Here is a 15551-nt window from a genome sequence, read left to right as displayed (position 1 = left end):
ACAATAAGTTGCGTTCATTGTAGTGGCTTGGGCGCTAGGGTGCCAGCAAAAACGCTAGCCTTTATTGGCGCTCGTCACGGGCCTGTTTACGCAGTTTAAGTTGTTTTTGTTGCACATTGAGGCTGGCTTTGACCAGTTGCTCGACATCTGCATCCAGTATTTGACTAAACTCGAGGTCGACGAGATAGGGCGATGCGGCATTGGGTTGTTGTGCTTGTTGCCCATCGGATTGGCCTTCCTGCGAAACTAAGCAGGCCGTGACCTTGGCAAAACATAAAATGGCGACCAATTCTTCGTGGATAAATAAAGTCACTTTATATTGGCGGCCGAGGGGGAGGGCCTCACTGCTCATTAGGCGAATGCCACTGCCACCAAACTGACAACCGCTAAATTTATCGCCCTCTTGCACTTCTTTTTCGAGCACATGCTGCAGGACTAAATCGACCTTGCGGGATTGGAGCTTGAGAAAGTCCACCACCACCTTGGCTTCGTTGTCTAAATGCCGCAGTTGCAGCAGGCAACTGGCCTCGAGTGCTTTGACTTCGCTCAGCAGCTGGATCCCTAAGGATTGCATTGATCTTAAAGCCATTTCACTGGGTAGTGGCTGGTTTTCGTCCCAAAGGCTTAAGTAAGCGGTGAAGGGATGAGGCACACTAAAATACGGATTGGTGTCAGTGAACAAGGCTTGCCTCTTTATTTATAGGACCTAAACCCCTATTATCGTGCCCATCTTTATGATTTAGCAAGTTCAGCACACAGGACGCAGCCCTCTTTCAATGGATCTTCGATTTCCTCTCTACGTTGGTTACCGTTATTGGCGGGCCAGAAAAGCAAACGCCTTTGCTTCTTTTATTACCTTATTTGCCGTTTCGGGCATTTTTCTAGGGGTGGCGGCCTTAATCGTGGTCAGCTCGGTGATGAATGGCCTCGAAGGGCAATTAAAGCAGCGCATTTTAGGTGCCGTACCTCAATTGACTGTGGTAACTGAGACGCCCTTAAGCGATTGGACTATACCTGCGGACAAACTCAAAGCCTTGCCGGGCGTTCAGGGCGTGACGCCTAGCGTGTCGACCCAAGCCATGGTGCAGTCGGCGGCGAATATCCGCGCCGTGCAAGTATTTGGGGTGTTTCCTGAGCTTGCCGAAAAACTCTCTATGGTGGCGCAGCATACCTATTCGGGCGCATTTAACGAGTTAACCAGTGGCCAATATAAGGTCATCTTAGGCAGCGAGCTTGCGCGCCAATTAAAGGTGAGCCCTGGTGATACTGTGCGCCTGTTAAGTGGCGATGGCGTAGTGTATTCGCCGCTCGGTCCAGTCCCTAGCCAACGTAAATTTTTAGTGTCCGCCGTGTTTGAGATGGGCTCACAGGTGGATGCGGGCGTTGCATATATTCATTACCAAGATGCCAAGCGTTTAATGCGTCAACCGAGCGATGAAATCAATCAGCTTAGGCTGTATCTGAGCGATCCATTTATGGCGCCAGCACTGGCTAAGGACGTAAAGCAGGTTCTTACCCAGCAGGGCATTGAGGCGACGACCATTGATTGGCGCGACACCTATGGTCATCTGTTTAGTGCCGTGAAGATGGAAAAAAACATGATGTCGCTAATGCTGAGCCTGATTGTAGCCGTGGCAGCGTTTAACATAGTGTCAGCGCTGGTGATGATGGTGGTGGATAAAACCACCGACGTGGCGGTACTCAAAACCCAAGGCTTACGTACCTCGGCGGTGATGGGCATTTTCGTGGTGCAAGGTTTGTTGAATGCGGTCTTAGGTTTAGTACTGGGGCTGGTGGTCGGCATTCTGTTCACCCTTAATTTAAATGGCATTATGGCGACCTTGGGGATTTCTATTTTAGGCACTGGGCAAGTGCTGCCGGTTAAATTAGAACTGGGGCAATTGTCGATGATTATTGTCGGCACCTTAGTCGTCACCTTAGTGGCGACACTTTACCCCGCATTGCGGGCGGCGCGGGTGCAACCTGCCACGGCGCTGCGTTACGAATAGCTGCGATGTAACAAATTAAAGCGTCGCTCCCATGATGAGAGACGTGTTTAGACATGGGGTTATCCATGTCATTTAGAATCTATAGCGAGAATCTCAATGCAAGACGTGTTACTGCAAGTGCAGGCGGTGAGTAAGAGTTATCACGATGGCGATGTGACCACTCAGGTGTTGACTGAGGTGGATTTACAGGTATTTAAGGGCGAGCAACTGGCGATTGTCGGTACCTCTGGCTCGGGCAAGAGTACGCTGCTGCATATTATGGGCACCTTGGATAAACCTTCTGCGGGCAAAGTCTTGTTAGCGGGTGAGGATTTATATCAGGTGAGCAGTGCCCGTCAGGCGCAGATCCGCAACCAAGACTTAGGCTTTATCTATCAGTTCCATCATTTATTGCCTGAATTTAGCGCGCTGGAAAATGTGGCTATGCCAGCGTTTATCCAAGGCAGAGACTGCGCTCAGGCTCAGGCCGATGCCAAAGTGTTGCTCGAGAGAGTAGGGCTTGGGCACAGAATGAGCCATATTCCCGCCGAGCTTTCGGGCGGCGAACGTCAACGGGTGGCAATTGCCCGGGCGCTGATCAACAAACCCAAACTCGTACTGGCCGATGAACCAACGGGAAACCTCGATGCTAAGAGCGGCGAGGCGGTCTATGAGCTGATCCGCGAATTAGCCAATCAACTCGGAACGGCGTTTGTGGTGGTGACCCACGATCCTAAATTGGCGGCGCGGATGGACAGACAACTCACCATGAAGAATGGTTATCTGCAAGCTGTCGCGGAACACGCCCAATGAAAGGACCATTAGCCCTCTCCATTGGTTGGCGTTTTTATCGTGCGCGCCAATCCAATAGTTTTATTAGCTTTATCTCCTTTGCATCGACCGCGGGGATTGCGCTCGGGGTTGCTGTGCTGATTGTGGTGCTCTCGGCCATGAATGGTTTTGAGCGAGAGTTAGAGCAGCGCTTGTTAGGGGTGATCTCTCAAGCTGATGTGGTTGGTGTGAATGAGCCGATTGCCGATTGGCGCGCGGTTGAACAAACCGCTATGCAGATTGAAGGCATTACGGCGGCGGCACCTTTTATTAGGATGCAAGGATTAGTACAAAAGCCTGGTGGTTTTCAGGGGCTTGCCGTTGTGGGTATTGATCCTGAGCAAGAGGCAAAAGTATCGACCCTCTCGCAATTTATGTCGAAAGAGACTTGGCAAGGCTTGAGTGAGGATGACAATCATATCGTCCTCGGTGAGAGCCTACTGAAAAAGTTAGGCCTCGAAGTCGGCGATACCCTCGCTTTGTATGTGCAAGATCTTGATCCTGAACATGCTGGCAGTTTAAGGGCGGCCAAGAGCCATCGCTTTGTGGTATCGGGTGTGTACCGTTTAGGCGGCGAGCTTGAGTTAACCACGGCGTATATTCCGATGCGCTATGCGGCGAATATCTTAAATTTACATCAAGGTGTGACCGGTGTTCGCATCAGTGTGGCGCAGGTGTTTGATGCGCCAGCGAAAATTCGCGAGCTAGGTTATGCCTTAAACCAGTCTGTCTATATCAGTGATTGGACGCGTACCCAAGGGCATTTATATCAAGATATTCAATTGGTTCGCACCATCATGTATCTCGTGTTGGTATTAGTGATAGGTGTGGCCTGTTTCAATATTGTCTCAACGCTAGTGATGGCGGTGCGGGATAAAGCCAGTGAAATCGCTATTCTGATGACCATGGGCTTAAGCCGTCTTTCAGTGATGGGGATTTTTATGGTGCAAGGCGCGTTAAATGGCCTTGTGGGTTGTGCCCTCGGCGGCGTGATTGGGATTGCGACCGCGATTAATCTCAGCGGTATCGCCCGTGGCATTGAGCAGTTGCTTGGGATTCAACTCCTGTCGGCCGATGTGTATTTTGTGGATTTTCTGCCCTCAGAGCTACATATGACGGATGCTGGTTTAGTGATAGCAACGGCGTTTGTGATGAGTCTTATCGCAACTCTGTATCCCGCGTGGAAGGCGAGCCAGATTGGCCCTGCGCAGGCATTAGCGGGTAGATAGAAAGTCTTTAAGCCGACAAGTGCGTTCCAAGCAGATTAGCCAAAGCTGAATAACTAAAGCTAAAGTACGAAAGCAGCAAACAAAAAGGCCAGTGAATTCACTGGCCTTTTTAATATGCGTTACTGCCTACAGGGTGTGATTAACGCTTTAAACCTTCGTTCAGCAATGGACGCATGGTTTTCACTAACTCTGTGGTCACTTTCGGTGAACCTGCAACGATGTTGCCAGAGATCAGGTAGTTATGACCGCCAGTGAAATCGGTGACTGTACCACCCGCTTCGCGGCAGATTAAGTCGCCAGCAGCGATATCCCATGGCTTTAAACCGATTTCGAAGAAACCGTCTAAACGGCCAGCAGCCACATAGGCTAAATCTAATGCGGCAGAACCAGCGCGGCGTAAGTCAGAACATTGACCGAACACTTCGCCAAAGATTGCCATGTAGCTTTCGGTGTGTTGACGTGCTTTGAATGGGAAACCTGTACCGATAATGGTTGGAGCCAGTTCAGTCACATTGGTTACGCGGATACGGAAATCGTTTAATTTGGCGCCTTTACCACGGATAGCGGTAAATAATTCTTCACGAACAGGATCGTACACAACGGCAACTTCAGTTTTGCCTTTGTGTTGCAGTGCGATAGAAACCGCGAAGTGGGGAATGCCTCTAACGAAGTTGTTAGTGCCATCCAGAGGATCGACTATCCAAACATAGTCTTTGTTTTCGCCGCGGTTTTCGCCTTTCTCTTCACCCACGATAGTGTGATCTGGGTAAGATTTGCGAATTTGATAGGTAATGGCGGCTTCTGCTTCCTTATCTACACTGGTAACAAAATCGTTGACACCTTTAGCACTGACTTCAACTCGGTCAAGTTCAGTGTAGGCGCGCATAATAGTTTGGCCGGCCGCGCGGGCAGCGCGAACAGCAATCGTCAGCATCGGATGCATTGCAATCCCCTGGATGTTAAAGAACGTTAAAAATAGCGGGCGGCATTATACTCGATTTGAATGTTATATCAAATACCGATTTTCATATAAGCATTCACGCACGCCTGTGATAGTATTCGCTCCCTGTGTTTTGTGAATTAAATTAAGTCGTTTCATGCTAAGTAATATTCGTGTGATTTTAGTGGGGACATCGCACCCCGGCAATATTGGCTCGACAGCCAGAGCGATGAAGACCATGGGGTTATCGACCCTGTATCTTGCCGAACCAAGATGTGAAGTGGATGGTCAATCCATTGCCTTGGCCGCCGGTGCATCGGACATTTTAAAGCATTTGGTTAAAGTGGATTCCTTAGAAGAAGCCATCGCCGATTGCAGTTTAGTGATTGCCACCAGTGCCCGCAGCCGTACCTTAGATTGGCCAATGCTCGACCCCCGTGAAGCGGGACAAAAGCTGGTCACAGAGGGCCTAACAGGGCCCGTCGCCATAGTCTTTGGGCGTGAAAATCATGGTTTGACCAATGAAGAATTACAGCAATGTACTTATCATGTTGCGATTCCTGCTAACCCTGAATACAGCTCATTGAATTTAGCACAAGCTGTGCAGATTATTTGTTATGAGACGCGTGTGGCACACTTAGCGCAAACAGAGGCGCCGCAAGTGGAAGAAGAGTATCCGCTTTCTGCCGATCTTGAGCGTTTCTTTGTGCACTTAGAAAGCACCTTATCATCGACAGGTTTTATTATTAAAAACCACCCCGGCCAAGTGATGACTAAGCTACGTCGTCTGTTTAGCCGTGCTCGTATCGAAAGCCAAGAGATGAACATTCTTCGAGGCATTCTAACCTCGATAGATAAAGTGGTGGGTAACAAACAAAAATAGCCAAAGCACATTTGGCAAATAACGCTAATCGCGAAGGATTGAAGCATGGGTGTGATAGCTAGGCTAAAAGAAGACATTGAATCTATATATCACCGTGATCCCGCGGCGCGCAGCGCCTTTGAGATCTTGGTTAACTATCCTGGCATGCACGCCATTTGGCTGCACCGGATAAGCCATAAATTATGGAAGCGTGATTGGCGCTTAATGGCCCGTTGTTTATCGACTTTTTCGCGCTGGTTGACGGGAGTGGAGATCCACCCCGGTGCCACCATTGGTGATCGTTTCTTTATCGACCATGGTATGGGCGTGGTGATCGGTGAAACCGCCGAGATTGGCGATGACTGTACTTTGTATCACGGCGTGACACTCGGCGGCACCACCTGGCAAGCGGGTAAACGCCATCCCACACTGGGCAATAACGTGGTCGTGGGCGCAGGGGCTAAAATTTTAGGTCCTATCACTATGCATGATGGGGCGCGTGTCGGCTCTAACTCTGTGGTGGTGAAAGATGTGCCTAAGGATACGACTGTGGTCGGGATCCCTGGGCGCGTGGTGGCCACACCTTCGCCACAATCGAAAGAGAAGTCTGAGCGTCGTAGCGCCATGGCCAAGAAATATGGCTTCGATGCGTATGCAGTGTCTCCCGACAATCCGGATCCCGTCGCGAACGCTATCGGTCAAATGCTGGACCATATGCATTTGATGGATTCAAAAGTGCAGGAATTGTGTCAAGCCATTCAGCGCTTAGGTGGCGATGTCTGCACCGAAAGATTGCCAGAGCTGAATGTGGGTGAGTTTAACGACGCGGAAAAAGCCGCCGCCGATAAGCGCCAGAGTGCGCTCGATGAGTTTGACCCCAGCATCTAATTAAGGTGTTTTGCGCAGTGGCGTGTTGATGTTAATCCACATGCTTCTGCCAACGATTATCGGGGTTCAATTCACTCTATGGTTGCGCGGTTTTTAAACCGAGTGGACCTAGGTGGCTAGCATTCATTCTAAGAGAGTGCGTTAGATCCCGATATGGGGGCGATTAGGACGATTAATTGCCCCTTTAGCATTGAATCTTAGGGCAGAAAAAGGTTAAATACCCCACCAAGATGAAAGGGTATTGGTTCACTGCACGCTTATATACTTGAGTGTTTTACTAGGTTTTATACTTGACTGAAATACTCGGGTATGTTGAAATAACCCCCATACCTGTTTGGGAGCTATGGTAGTTATGAAACTTACATCTAAAGGCCGTTATGCAGTAACCGCAATGCTCGATGTGGCCATCCACTCGGCTTCGGGACCGGTTCCCTTAGCGGATATCTCTGAAAGACAAGGGATTTCGCTTTCCTATCTGGAACAACTCTTCGCAAAGTTACGTAAGCATGGCCTAGTGGCCAGTGTCCGTGGTCCAGGTGGTGGTTATCGCTTAGGCCTCGAAGCTAATGATATTTCTGTTGGCATGGTGGTCCATGCTGTGGACGAGTCTGTCGATGCGACTCGTTGTCAAGGATTAGGCAATTGCCAGAGTGGAACTCGCTGCTTAACGCACTCGCTCTGGGGCGATTTAAGCAAACAAATTTCAGATTTTTTAGATGGTATCAGTCTTGCTGGCTTAATGCAGAAACGGGATGTGCAGTTTATCTCGCTTAAGCAAGACATTATGCAAAAGGAGCAAAGAGTCAGCTTATAGGCTTTTTGTTATACGATAAAAATTATTTTTGTACGTTGTATGTAGCCTCGGCAGAGACTGCTAAGTACGGAGTGTGTTATGAAGCTTCCTATCTATTTAGATTATGCCGCCACCACGCCAGTTGATCCGCGAGTCGCGGAAAAAATGTTCCAATACATGACGATGGATGGCATCTTCGGTAACCCAGCATCACGTTCTCACCGTTATGGCTGGCAAGCGGAAGAAGCGGTGGATGTGGCACGCAGCCAAGTGGCTGATCTGATCAATGCCGATCACCGTGAAATCGTGTTTACCTCAGGTGCAACTGAATCAAACAACCTAGCGATCAAAGGCGTAGCGCATTTCTACAATAAGAAAGGCAAGCACATCATCACCAGCAAGACTGAACATAAAGCGGTACTCGATACCTGCCGTCAGCTTGAGCGTGAAGGCTTTGAAGTGACTTACTTAGAGCCAGATGCCAACGGTATCATTCCGATGGAACGTTTAGAAGCGGCGATGCGCGACGACACCATTCTTGTCAGCATCATGCATGTGAATAACGAAATCGGAGTGATCCATGATGTGGATGCCATCGGTGAGTTATGCCGCTCAAAAGGCATTATCTTCCATATGGATGCGGCACAAAGTGCGGGTAAATTACCTATCGATGTACAAACGACTAAGGTCGACCTCATCTCTATCTCTGGCCACAAAATGTATGGTCCAAAAGGGATTGGTGCGCTGTACGTTCGCCGTAAGCCACGCATTCGCTTAGAAGCGCAAATGCACGGCGGTGGTCATGAGCGTGGTATGCGAAGTGGCACACTGGCGACTCATCAAATCGTCGGTTTAGGTGAAGCGGCGGCGATTGCAAAAGCGGAAATGGCAACCGATAACGCGCGTATCGCTCAGCTGCGTGACAAGTTATGGAATGGCATCAAGCACATCGAAGAGACGTATGTAAACGGCGACATGACTCACCGTGTGAGCGGTAGCCTGAACGTCAGCTTCAACTATGTTGAAGGTGAGTCGCTGATGATGGCATTAAAAGATTTAGCGGTTTCATCGGGTTCTGCCTGTACTTCAGCCAGTCTCGAGCCAAGCTACGTGTTACGTGCGCTCGGTTTAAATGATGAAATGGCGCATAGCTCAATTCGTTTCTCAATCGGTCGTTTTACCACCGAAGAAGAAATCGACCACGCTATCGAAACTATTACACAATCTATTGATAAATTAAGAGAAATGTCTCCATTGTGGGAGATGTTCAAAGATGGCATCGACCTGAATCAGGTGCAGTGGGCCCATCATTAATTCGACCGTTTACAATAGATAATTTTGGAGCAGTACCATGGCTTACAGTGAAAAAGTGATAGATCATTATGAGAACCCACGTAACGTTGGTTCTTTCGACAAGAACGATCCTTCGGTCGTGACCGGTATGGTGGGAGCACCTGCCTGTGGTGACGTGATGAAGTTACAGCTGAAAATCGGCGCTGACGGCATCATCGAAGACGCTAAGTTCAAAACCTACGGTTGTGGCAGCGCGATTGCGTCTAGCTCACTGGTAACCGAGTGGGTGAAAGGCAAGACTATCGAGCAAGCGGCGGCAATCAAAAACACCGATATCGCGGAAGAATTGGCCTTGCCACCGGTGAAAATCCACTGTTCCATTTTGGCAGAAGATGCCATTAAAGCGGCGATCGACGAGTACAAATTGAAACAAGCTAAGTAACATCTGGAGTTAAGATGGCGATTACAATGACCCCAGCGGCAACTGAGCGTGTCAGATCTTTCTTAGCGAATCGAGGCAAGGGCATCGGCCTGCGCCTCGGCTTAAAGACCTCTGGCTGTTCGGGTATGGCGTATGTGCTTGAGTTTGTTGATGCGCTGAATGATGACGATGAAGTGTATGATATTGATGGTGTTAAAATCATTATCGATGCGAAAAGCTTCATTTATCTACAGGGCATTGAGTTGGATTTTGTTAAAGAAGGCCTGAACGAAGGTTTCCAATTTAACAATCCTAACGCAAAAGGTGAGTGCGGTTGCGGTGAGAGTTTCACTGTTTAATTGCCGAATTGACGCATGAATTATTTCGAGCTGTTTAAGTTTTCCCCTGCCTTCGATATTGACACCGCTGTGCTTGCAGAACGCTACCGCGAACTGCAACGGGCGGTGCATCCCGATAAGTTTGCCAACGATACCGAGCAACAACGCTTATTGTCGGTGCAACGCACTGCGCAAGTGAATGACGGTTATCAAACCCTAAAAGATCCTATCCGCCGTGCCGAGCATATGCTGTCGCTACGTGGTATCGATTTAAGCCACGAAACCACCACAGTGAAAGACACTGCATTTTTAATGCAGCAGATGGAATGGCGTGAAGCATTAGAAGACATTCGCGATAGCGCCGATCCCCAAGAAAGTATTGATGAGTTATACGACTCTTTCGCGGCCTACCGGACTAAGTTGACGAAATTGCTCACCGCCCAGCTAAGCAGTGGCAGCGAAGAAGATGCCTTGTTAGCGGCAGATCAAGTACGCAAGCTTAAATTTATGGCAAAATTACACGATGAGCTGACGCGTATCGAAGACGCGCTGCTCGATTAATTTTCCCTATTGCAGTTATTTAGCCGATTCAGACGGGTCTGAGTCGGCGCTACTAAGTTGGATACATATGGCCCTTTTGCAGATTGCAGAGCCCGGACAAAGCGCCGCGCCGCACCAACATAGACTTGCCGTTGGCATCGATTTAGGTACCACTAATTCCCTCGTGGCCGCCGTCCGCAGCGGCGTAACGGCGACCTTACCCGATGAAAATGGCCAGCATTCTTTACCTTCTATCGTTCGTTATACCCAAGATGGCATTGAAGTGGGTCAAGTCGCGGCGTTAAGTTCAGCGCAGGATCCGAAAAACACTATTGTATCGGTCAAGCGCTTTATGGGTCGCAGCCTCACGGATATTCAATCCGGCGAGCAAGCTTTTCCATACCAGTTTGAAGCCAGTGAAAACGGTTTACCGCTGTTTGTCACGCCTCAAGGGCAAGTGAATCCGGTGCAAGTGTCAGCGGAAATTTTACGTCCGCTGGTTGAACGCGCCGAGAAAACCCTCGGTGGCGAACTGCAGGGTGTTGTGATCACTGTGCCAGCGTATTTCGATGATGCGCAGCGTCAAGGGACTAAAGATGCCGCGTCTTTGCTTGGTGTGAAAGTATTGCGCCTGCTCAACGAGCCTACCGCGGCGGCAATCGCCTACGGGTTAGATTCAAAGCAAGAAGGCGTGATCGCGATTTACGATCTCGGCGGCGGAACCTTTGATATCTCTATTCTGCGTTTAAATCGTGGCGTCTTTGAAGTGCTGGCCACTGGCGGCGATTCGGCGCTGGGCGGCGATGACTTTGATCATCTGTTGCAGGCTCATATGCAGCAAGTGTGGCAATTAGCTAATATCGATTCACAGCTCAGCCGTCAGTTATTGATTGAAGCGCGCCGTGTGAAAGAAGCCTTAACCGATGCGAGTGAAGTCGAAGCGAGCCTGACACTTGCCGACGGCAATGTGCTTAAGCAACTGGTGACCAAAGCTGAATTTGATGGCTTAATCAGTGCATTAGTGAAGAAAACCATCGCCACCTGTCGTCGCACCCTACGTGATGCGGGCGTAACGGCTGATGAAGTATTAGAAACTGTGATGGTGGGCGGTTCCACCCGCGTACCGTTAGTGCGTGAACAGGTTGAAGCCTTTTTTGGTAAGGCGCCGTTAACCTCAATCGACCCTGACCGTGTCGTTGCCATTGGCGCGGCGATTCAGGCCGATATTCTGGTCGGTAACAAACCTGAGTCTGAATTATTACTGCTCGATGTGATCCCCTTGTCATTAGGGATTGAAACCATGGGTGGTTTAGTGGAGAAAGTGGTTTCTCGTAACACCACGATCCCAGTCGCCCGCGCCCAAGAGTTTACCACCTTTAAGGATGGTCAAACGGCGATGGCCTTCCATGTGGTGCAGGGCGAGCGTGAGTTAGTCGATGACTGTCGCTCACTCGCACGCTTTACCCTAAAAGGTATTCCGCCGTTAGCGGCGGGCGCAGCCCATATTCGTGTGACCTTCCAAGTCGATGCCGATGGTCTGCTCAGCGTCACTGCGATGGAGAAATCCACCGGCGTGCAATCGAGTATTCAAGTGAAGCCTTCGTTTGGTTTATCGGATACCGAAATCGCGACTATGCTCAAGGACTCGATGAAGCATGCGAAGGAAGACATTAGTCGTCGTATGCTGGCCGAGCAGCAAGTGGAGGCGGCGAGGGTACTTGAGTCGTTAAATGCAGCGCTTGCAAAAGATGGCGACCTGCTGACAAGCGATGAGCGTCAGCAGATTGATGCGGTCATGGCGCAACTTGCCGAAATTGCCCGTGGTGATGATGCCGATGCGATTAAGCAAGCGATTGAAGTCCTCGATGAACATACTCAGGATTTCGCCGCGAAGCGTATGGACAATTCTATTCGAGTGGCCTTTAAGGGTCAGTCAATTGACAACATATAGGTGATGTGATGCCCCAGTTAGTCTTTCTTCCCCATGCTGAGTTATGTCCCGATGGCGCAGTGTTGGAAGCCAAAGTAGGTGAAACGATTCTCGATGTGGCGCTGCGTAACGGCATCAATATCGAGCATGCCTGTGAAAAATCCTGTGCCTGCACCACATGCCACTGCATCGTGCGTGAAGGCTTTGATGAACTAGAGCCAAGCGATGAGCTTGAAGATGATATGCTCGATAAGGCTTGGGGACTCGAGCCTGAGAGCCGCTTGTCCTGCCAAGCCAAAGTTGTCGATAGCGATCTGGTGATTGAAATTCCTAAGTACACTGTGAATATGGTGAGCGAAGGTTAATCAACCCGATGCGACAATATCGTCAAAAACCAGTCCATGTGACTGGTTTTTGGCTTCTGGCGCCCAGCATTTGCGCAAGCAATAATTGCCATGATTGATTTATCCTAATCCGAGCGTATGATGCGCTCAAAATGAAATGGTTGTCGGAGACCAAAATGAGAATCGCGATCCTATCGCAAGGGCCTGAGCTATATTCCACAAAGCGACTCGTTGAGGCTGCGACATTACGTGGTCACGAAGTCCAAGTGATCAACCCGCTCGAATGCTATATGAACATCAATATGCGTCAGTCGAGCATTCATATTGGTGGTCAAGAGTTGCCGCCTTTTGATGCGGTTATCCCGCGTATCGGCGCTTCGATTACTTTTTATGGCTCTGCTGTGCTGCGCCAGTTTGAAATGATGGGCGTGTATGCGCTCAATGATTCCGTCGGCATTTCGCGCTCCCGCGATAAGTTACGTTCGATGCAGTTGATGTCACGCCGTGGTATCGGTCTGCCAATTACTGGTTTCGCCAATAAGCCGAGCGATATTCCTGATCTTATCGACATGGTGGGCGGCGCGCCGTTAGTGATCAAGTTGCTCGAGGGCACGCAGGGCATTGGGGTGGTGCTAGCCGAAACCCGCAAGGCGGCCGAGAGCGTGATTGAAGCTTTTATGGGATTAAAAGCCAACATCATGGTGCAGGAATACATTAAAGAAGCCAATGGCGCCGACATTCGCTGCTTTGTGCTGGGCGATAAAGTGATTGCGGCGATGAAACGCCAAGCCATGCCTGGGGAGTTTCGCTCAAACTTACACCGTGGTGGCACTGCAAGTTTAGTTAAATTGACCCCAGAAGAGCGTTCAGTCGCAATTCGTGCGGCCAAAACCATGGGACTCAATGTCGCTGGGGTGGATTTATTGCGCTCAAATCATGGCCCTGTGGTGATGGAAGTGAATTCTTCGCCAGGCCTTGAAGGGATAGAAGGGGCAACCGCAAAAGATGTCGCCGGTGCCATTATTGAGTTTGTTGAAAAGAATGCCCTCAAGGCAAAAAAGCCCACACAAGCGTAGAGTTAAGCCGCGATTAGGCTACACTCAGGAGAGCAACGTTTAGCTGCAGATGGCACAAGGGGGAGAGGATGTCGTTAAAATGGATTGATTCACTAGATATCGCCTTAGAATTGCTAGAAAAGCATTCCGAGGTTGACCCCCACAAGCTGCATTTTACTCAGTTATACGAGTGGGTGTTGGCTCTCGATGATTTTGACGACGATCCTAAGCATTGTAATGAGCGGATATTGGAAGCCATTCAGCAATGCTGGATTGAAGAGAAGTAATCTTGCCTACTTGGGCATCTTGTCCAAGTGAAAAAGATGTCACGTGAGATTGATCACGTTTCATCTCTCCTAAAATGGGATTTTTGTAGGAGTTTGATCAGTATCAAATTCATTTTAAGTGAATGACGTACCTTGTTATGTATCAGTTAAGTGATTAACCGCTTAATGTTATTTCCGCTACGCAAGGATGTTCACATGAAACTTTTGTTTGCTATGTTATTCACACTGTTACCCGCCTTGGCATGGGCTCATCCTGGTCATGGCGGCGTCGGTTTATTCCACCATCTACTCGATTTAGCCCCTGCAATCATTTTAGTTGCCTTGATTGCGTGGGCGGGTATTTGGGCAAAAAATAGAAAATAACCCCTGAGTCTTTGGCAAATATGCCAATTTAGTTGTGTTGTTATCCTTTCGCCAGTCCGGTGGAAAACATGGACTGGCGTTTTTGTGTGAACAATCCGGTTACAAATCCAGCCAATGTGCGCAATATCTCAGACTTATTTGCTTTAAAGATAGGATTTGGTTTTTAAATTTCGTATAATCCGCGCGAATTTTTTCAAACTTGCTGACAAAGGAAGCTTGTTATGGCGATCGAACGCACATTTTCTATCATTAAGCCTGATGCTGTTGCTAAAAACCACATCGGTGCAATCTACAACCGTTTTGAAACTGCTGGTCTGAAGATCGTTGCAGCTAAAATGTTACACCTGACTAAAGAACAAGCTGAAGGTTTCTATGCTGAGCATAGCGAGCGTGGCTTCTTCGGTGCTCTGGTTGCTTTCATGACTTCTGGCCCAATCATGGTTCAAGTTTTAGAAGGCGAAAACGCTGTTTTAGCTCACCGCGAAATTTTAGGTGCAACTAACCCAGCTCAAGCGGCTCCAGGTACTATCCGTGCTGATTTCGCTGAAAGCATCGACGAAAACGCTGCTCACGGTTCTGACGCTTTAGAATCTGCTGCACGTGAAATTGCTTACTTCTTCAGTGCTGAAGAACTGTGTCCACGTACTCGTTAATCTGAGTGTGAGACCGAAGAAGGGAGCCTAAGGGCTCCTTTTTTATTGGCGATATTCGACTAACCACGCCAGATACAAGGTTTTTAATGCTAATAACCTGCTCTTTTTATTTAGCTTTTAAAAAATTTTAAAAAACTGCCTTGAAATACGCTTTCCTATCCTTATATCTATTGCAGGATCGCTCGATGAGGATCCCAATCGATTCTGTGCCGCTAGGACAGAAGTTAATTTAGGCGAGACAAATACGTTTTCAATTGAAAAACGTTCGCCACTTTCCCATATTGCTTAAGACAAGGATATGAATATGCGTACTTATGATTTAACTCCTCTTTACCGTAGTGCTATTGGTTTTGATCGTTTAGCCCAAATGGCAGAACACGCTGCCGCGAATAATGGCAACTCAGGTTATCCTCCATATAACATTGAACTCCTTGGCGAAAATCGTTATCGCATTACAATGGCCGTGGCCGGGTTCTCGATGGAAGAGCTTGAGATCAGTAGCGAAGGTGAGAAATTACTGGTTAAAGGCAATAAGGCCGAGAGCCAAACCGAGCGTAAATACCTATACCAAGGTATTGCCGAGCGCGGGTTTGAGCGTACCTTCCAACTGGCCGATTATGTGACTGTATTGGGTGCCAGTTTAGAGAATGGTTTATTGAACATTGATTTAGTGCGTGAAATCCCTGAAGCGTTAAAACCACGCAAGATTGAAATCACCACCTCGCGCCTATTAGATGGTCAGTCCTAATCCTGAATTGCGCGGATAAAGAAGGGGAGCTTAATGCTCCCTTTATTG

The 15551-nt window shown here is 48.8% G+C and carries 19 protein-coding genes; 17 read left to right on the top strand and 2 right to left on the bottom strand.

Annotated elements, in window-relative coordinates:
* Nucleotides 1-61: 61 nt before the first annotated feature.
* Entirely contained in the window at nucleotides 62-682 is a 621-nt protein-coding gene (locus tag K0H59_RS11975; RefSeq protein WP_220053261.1) for a hypothetical protein, read from the bottom strand.
* Nucleotides 683-776: 94 nt separating this feature from the next.
* Between K0H59_RS11975 and K0H59_RS11970 the strand changes: the two genes are divergently transcribed.
* From K0H59_RS11970 to lolE, 3 genes are all read left to right on the top strand, one after another.
* Nucleotides 777-2009: a lipoprotein-releasing ABC transporter permease subunit gene (locus K0H59_RS11970; RefSeq protein ID WP_220053260.1), complete on the top strand. Its 1233-nt coding sequence runs from the start codon at nucleotides 777-779 to the stop codon at nucleotides 2007-2009.
* Nucleotides 2010-2105: 96 nt separating this feature from the next.
* Complete coding sequence (gene lolD / locus K0H59_RS11965) at nucleotides 2106-2801, top strand: lipoprotein-releasing ABC transporter ATP-binding protein LolD (protein ID WP_220053259.1); 696 nt, start codon at nucleotides 2106-2108, stop codon at nucleotides 2799-2801.
* Nucleotides 2798-4048, top strand: coding sequence for a lipoprotein-releasing ABC transporter permease subunit LolE (lolE, locus tag K0H59_RS11960; RefSeq protein WP_133181142.1), 1251 nt, complete (start codon nucleotides 2798-2800; stop codon nucleotides 4046-4048). Before lolD ends, lolE begins: the two co-directional genes overlap by 4 nt.
* 139 nt (nucleotides 4049-4187) lie before the next feature.
* Here the strand turns inward: lolE and suhB are convergent, their stop codons facing one another.
* The gene (gene suhB, locus K0H59_RS11955) at nucleotides 4188-4991 is read right to left on the bottom strand and encodes an inositol-1-monophosphatase (protein ID WP_011622509.1); all 804 of its coding nucleotides are present in this window, start codon (nucleotides 4989-4991) and stop codon (nucleotides 4188-4190) included.
* A 154-nt stretch (nucleotides 4992-5145) separates the two neighbouring features.
* Here suhB and trmJ point away from each other — a divergent pair, with 154 nt between their 5' ends.
* The 14 genes from trmJ to K0H59_RS11885 all read left to right on the top strand — a co-directional run bounded on the left by trmJ (nucleotide 5146) and on the right by K0H59_RS11885 (nucleotide 15503).
* Nucleotides 5146-5871, top strand: coding sequence for a tRNA (cytosine(32)/uridine(32)-2'-O)-methyltransferase TrmJ (gene trmJ / locus K0H59_RS11950; protein ID WP_011717221.1), 726 nt, complete (start codon nucleotides 5146-5148; stop codon nucleotides 5869-5871).
* 45 nt (nucleotides 5872-5916) lie between these two features.
* Entirely contained in the window at nucleotides 5917-6738 is an 822-nt protein-coding gene (gene cysE, locus K0H59_RS11945; protein WP_011626050.1) for a serine O-acetyltransferase, read from the top strand.
* A gap of 352 nt (nucleotides 6739-7090) precedes the next feature.
* Nucleotides 7091-7552, top strand: coding sequence for a Fe-S cluster assembly transcriptional regulator IscR (iscR, locus tag K0H59_RS11940; RefSeq protein ID WP_220053258.1), 462 nt, complete (start codon nucleotides 7091-7093; stop codon nucleotides 7550-7552).
* Nucleotides 7553-7630: 78 nt separating this feature from the next.
* On the top strand, nucleotides 7631-8845 hold the full coding sequence (locus K0H59_RS11935; RefSeq protein WP_220053257.1) for an IscS subfamily cysteine desulfurase: 1215 nt from the start codon (nucleotides 7631-7633) through the stop codon (nucleotides 8843-8845).
* A 37-nt stretch (nucleotides 8846-8882) separates the two neighbouring features.
* A complete protein-coding gene (iscU, locus tag K0H59_RS11930; RefSeq protein ID WP_220053256.1) occupies nucleotides 8883-9266 on the top strand; it encodes a Fe-S cluster assembly scaffold IscU in 384 nt (127 codons plus the stop codon).
* Nucleotides 9267-9280: 14 nt separating this feature from the next.
* Nucleotides 9281-9604, top strand: coding sequence for an iron-sulfur cluster assembly protein IscA (iscA, locus tag K0H59_RS11925; protein ID WP_011072278.1), 324 nt, complete (start codon nucleotides 9281-9283; stop codon nucleotides 9602-9604).
* Nucleotides 9605-9619: 15 nt separating this feature from the next.
* Nucleotides 9620-10144 (top strand): co-chaperone HscB, encoded by a 525-nt coding sequence (gene hscB, locus K0H59_RS11920; protein ID WP_023265642.1) that lies wholly within the window; start codon nucleotides 9620-9622, stop codon nucleotides 10142-10144.
* Nucleotides 10145-10211: 67 nt separating this feature from the next.
* Nucleotides 10212-12074, top strand: a complete 1863-nt coding sequence (gene hscA / locus K0H59_RS11915) for a Fe-S protein assembly chaperone HscA (protein WP_220053255.1) — start codon at nucleotides 10212-10214, stop codon at nucleotides 12072-12074.
* 8 nt (nucleotides 12075-12082) lie between these two features.
* Nucleotides 12083-12418, top strand: a complete 336-nt coding sequence (gene fdx / locus K0H59_RS11910) for an ISC system 2Fe-2S type ferredoxin (protein WP_011622515.1) — start codon at nucleotides 12083-12085, stop codon at nucleotides 12416-12418.
* A gap of 155 nt (nucleotides 12419-12573) precedes the next feature.
* Nucleotides 12574-13473, top strand: coding sequence for a 30S ribosomal protein S6--L-glutamate ligase (rimK, locus tag K0H59_RS11905; RefSeq protein WP_088211644.1), 900 nt, complete (start codon nucleotides 12574-12576; stop codon nucleotides 13471-13473).
* 68 nt (nucleotides 13474-13541) lie between these two features.
* Nucleotides 13542-13739, top strand: a complete 198-nt coding sequence (gene iscX / locus K0H59_RS11900) for a Fe-S cluster assembly protein IscX (RefSeq protein ID WP_011622517.1) — start codon at nucleotides 13542-13544, stop codon at nucleotides 13737-13739.
* A 195-nt stretch (nucleotides 13740-13934) separates the two neighbouring features.
* Nucleotides 13935-14102, top strand: coding sequence for a hypothetical protein (locus K0H59_RS11895; RefSeq protein WP_041412653.1), 168 nt, complete (start codon nucleotides 13935-13937; stop codon nucleotides 14100-14102).
* 221 nt (nucleotides 14103-14323) lie between these two features.
* Nucleotides 14324-14755: a nucleoside-diphosphate kinase gene (ndk, locus tag K0H59_RS11890; protein WP_011717218.1), complete on the top strand. Its 432-nt coding sequence runs from the start codon at nucleotides 14324-14326 to the stop codon at nucleotides 14753-14755.
* Nucleotides 14756-15059: 304 nt separating this feature from the next.
* Nucleotides 15060-15503: an Hsp20 family protein gene (locus tag K0H59_RS11885; protein WP_011622519.1), complete on the top strand. Its 444-nt coding sequence runs from the start codon at nucleotides 15060-15062 to the stop codon at nucleotides 15501-15503.
* Nucleotides 15504-15551: the final 48 nt, after the last annotated feature.

This window comes from Shewanella sp. FJAT-51649, from assembly GCF_019457435.1.
GTDB lineage: Bacteria > Pseudomonadota > Gammaproteobacteria > Enterobacterales > Shewanellaceae > Shewanella > Shewanella mangrovisoli.
The sequence above is the reverse complement of the archived record's forward strand: the minus strand, read 5'-3'. Positions and strand labels throughout refer to the sequence as shown.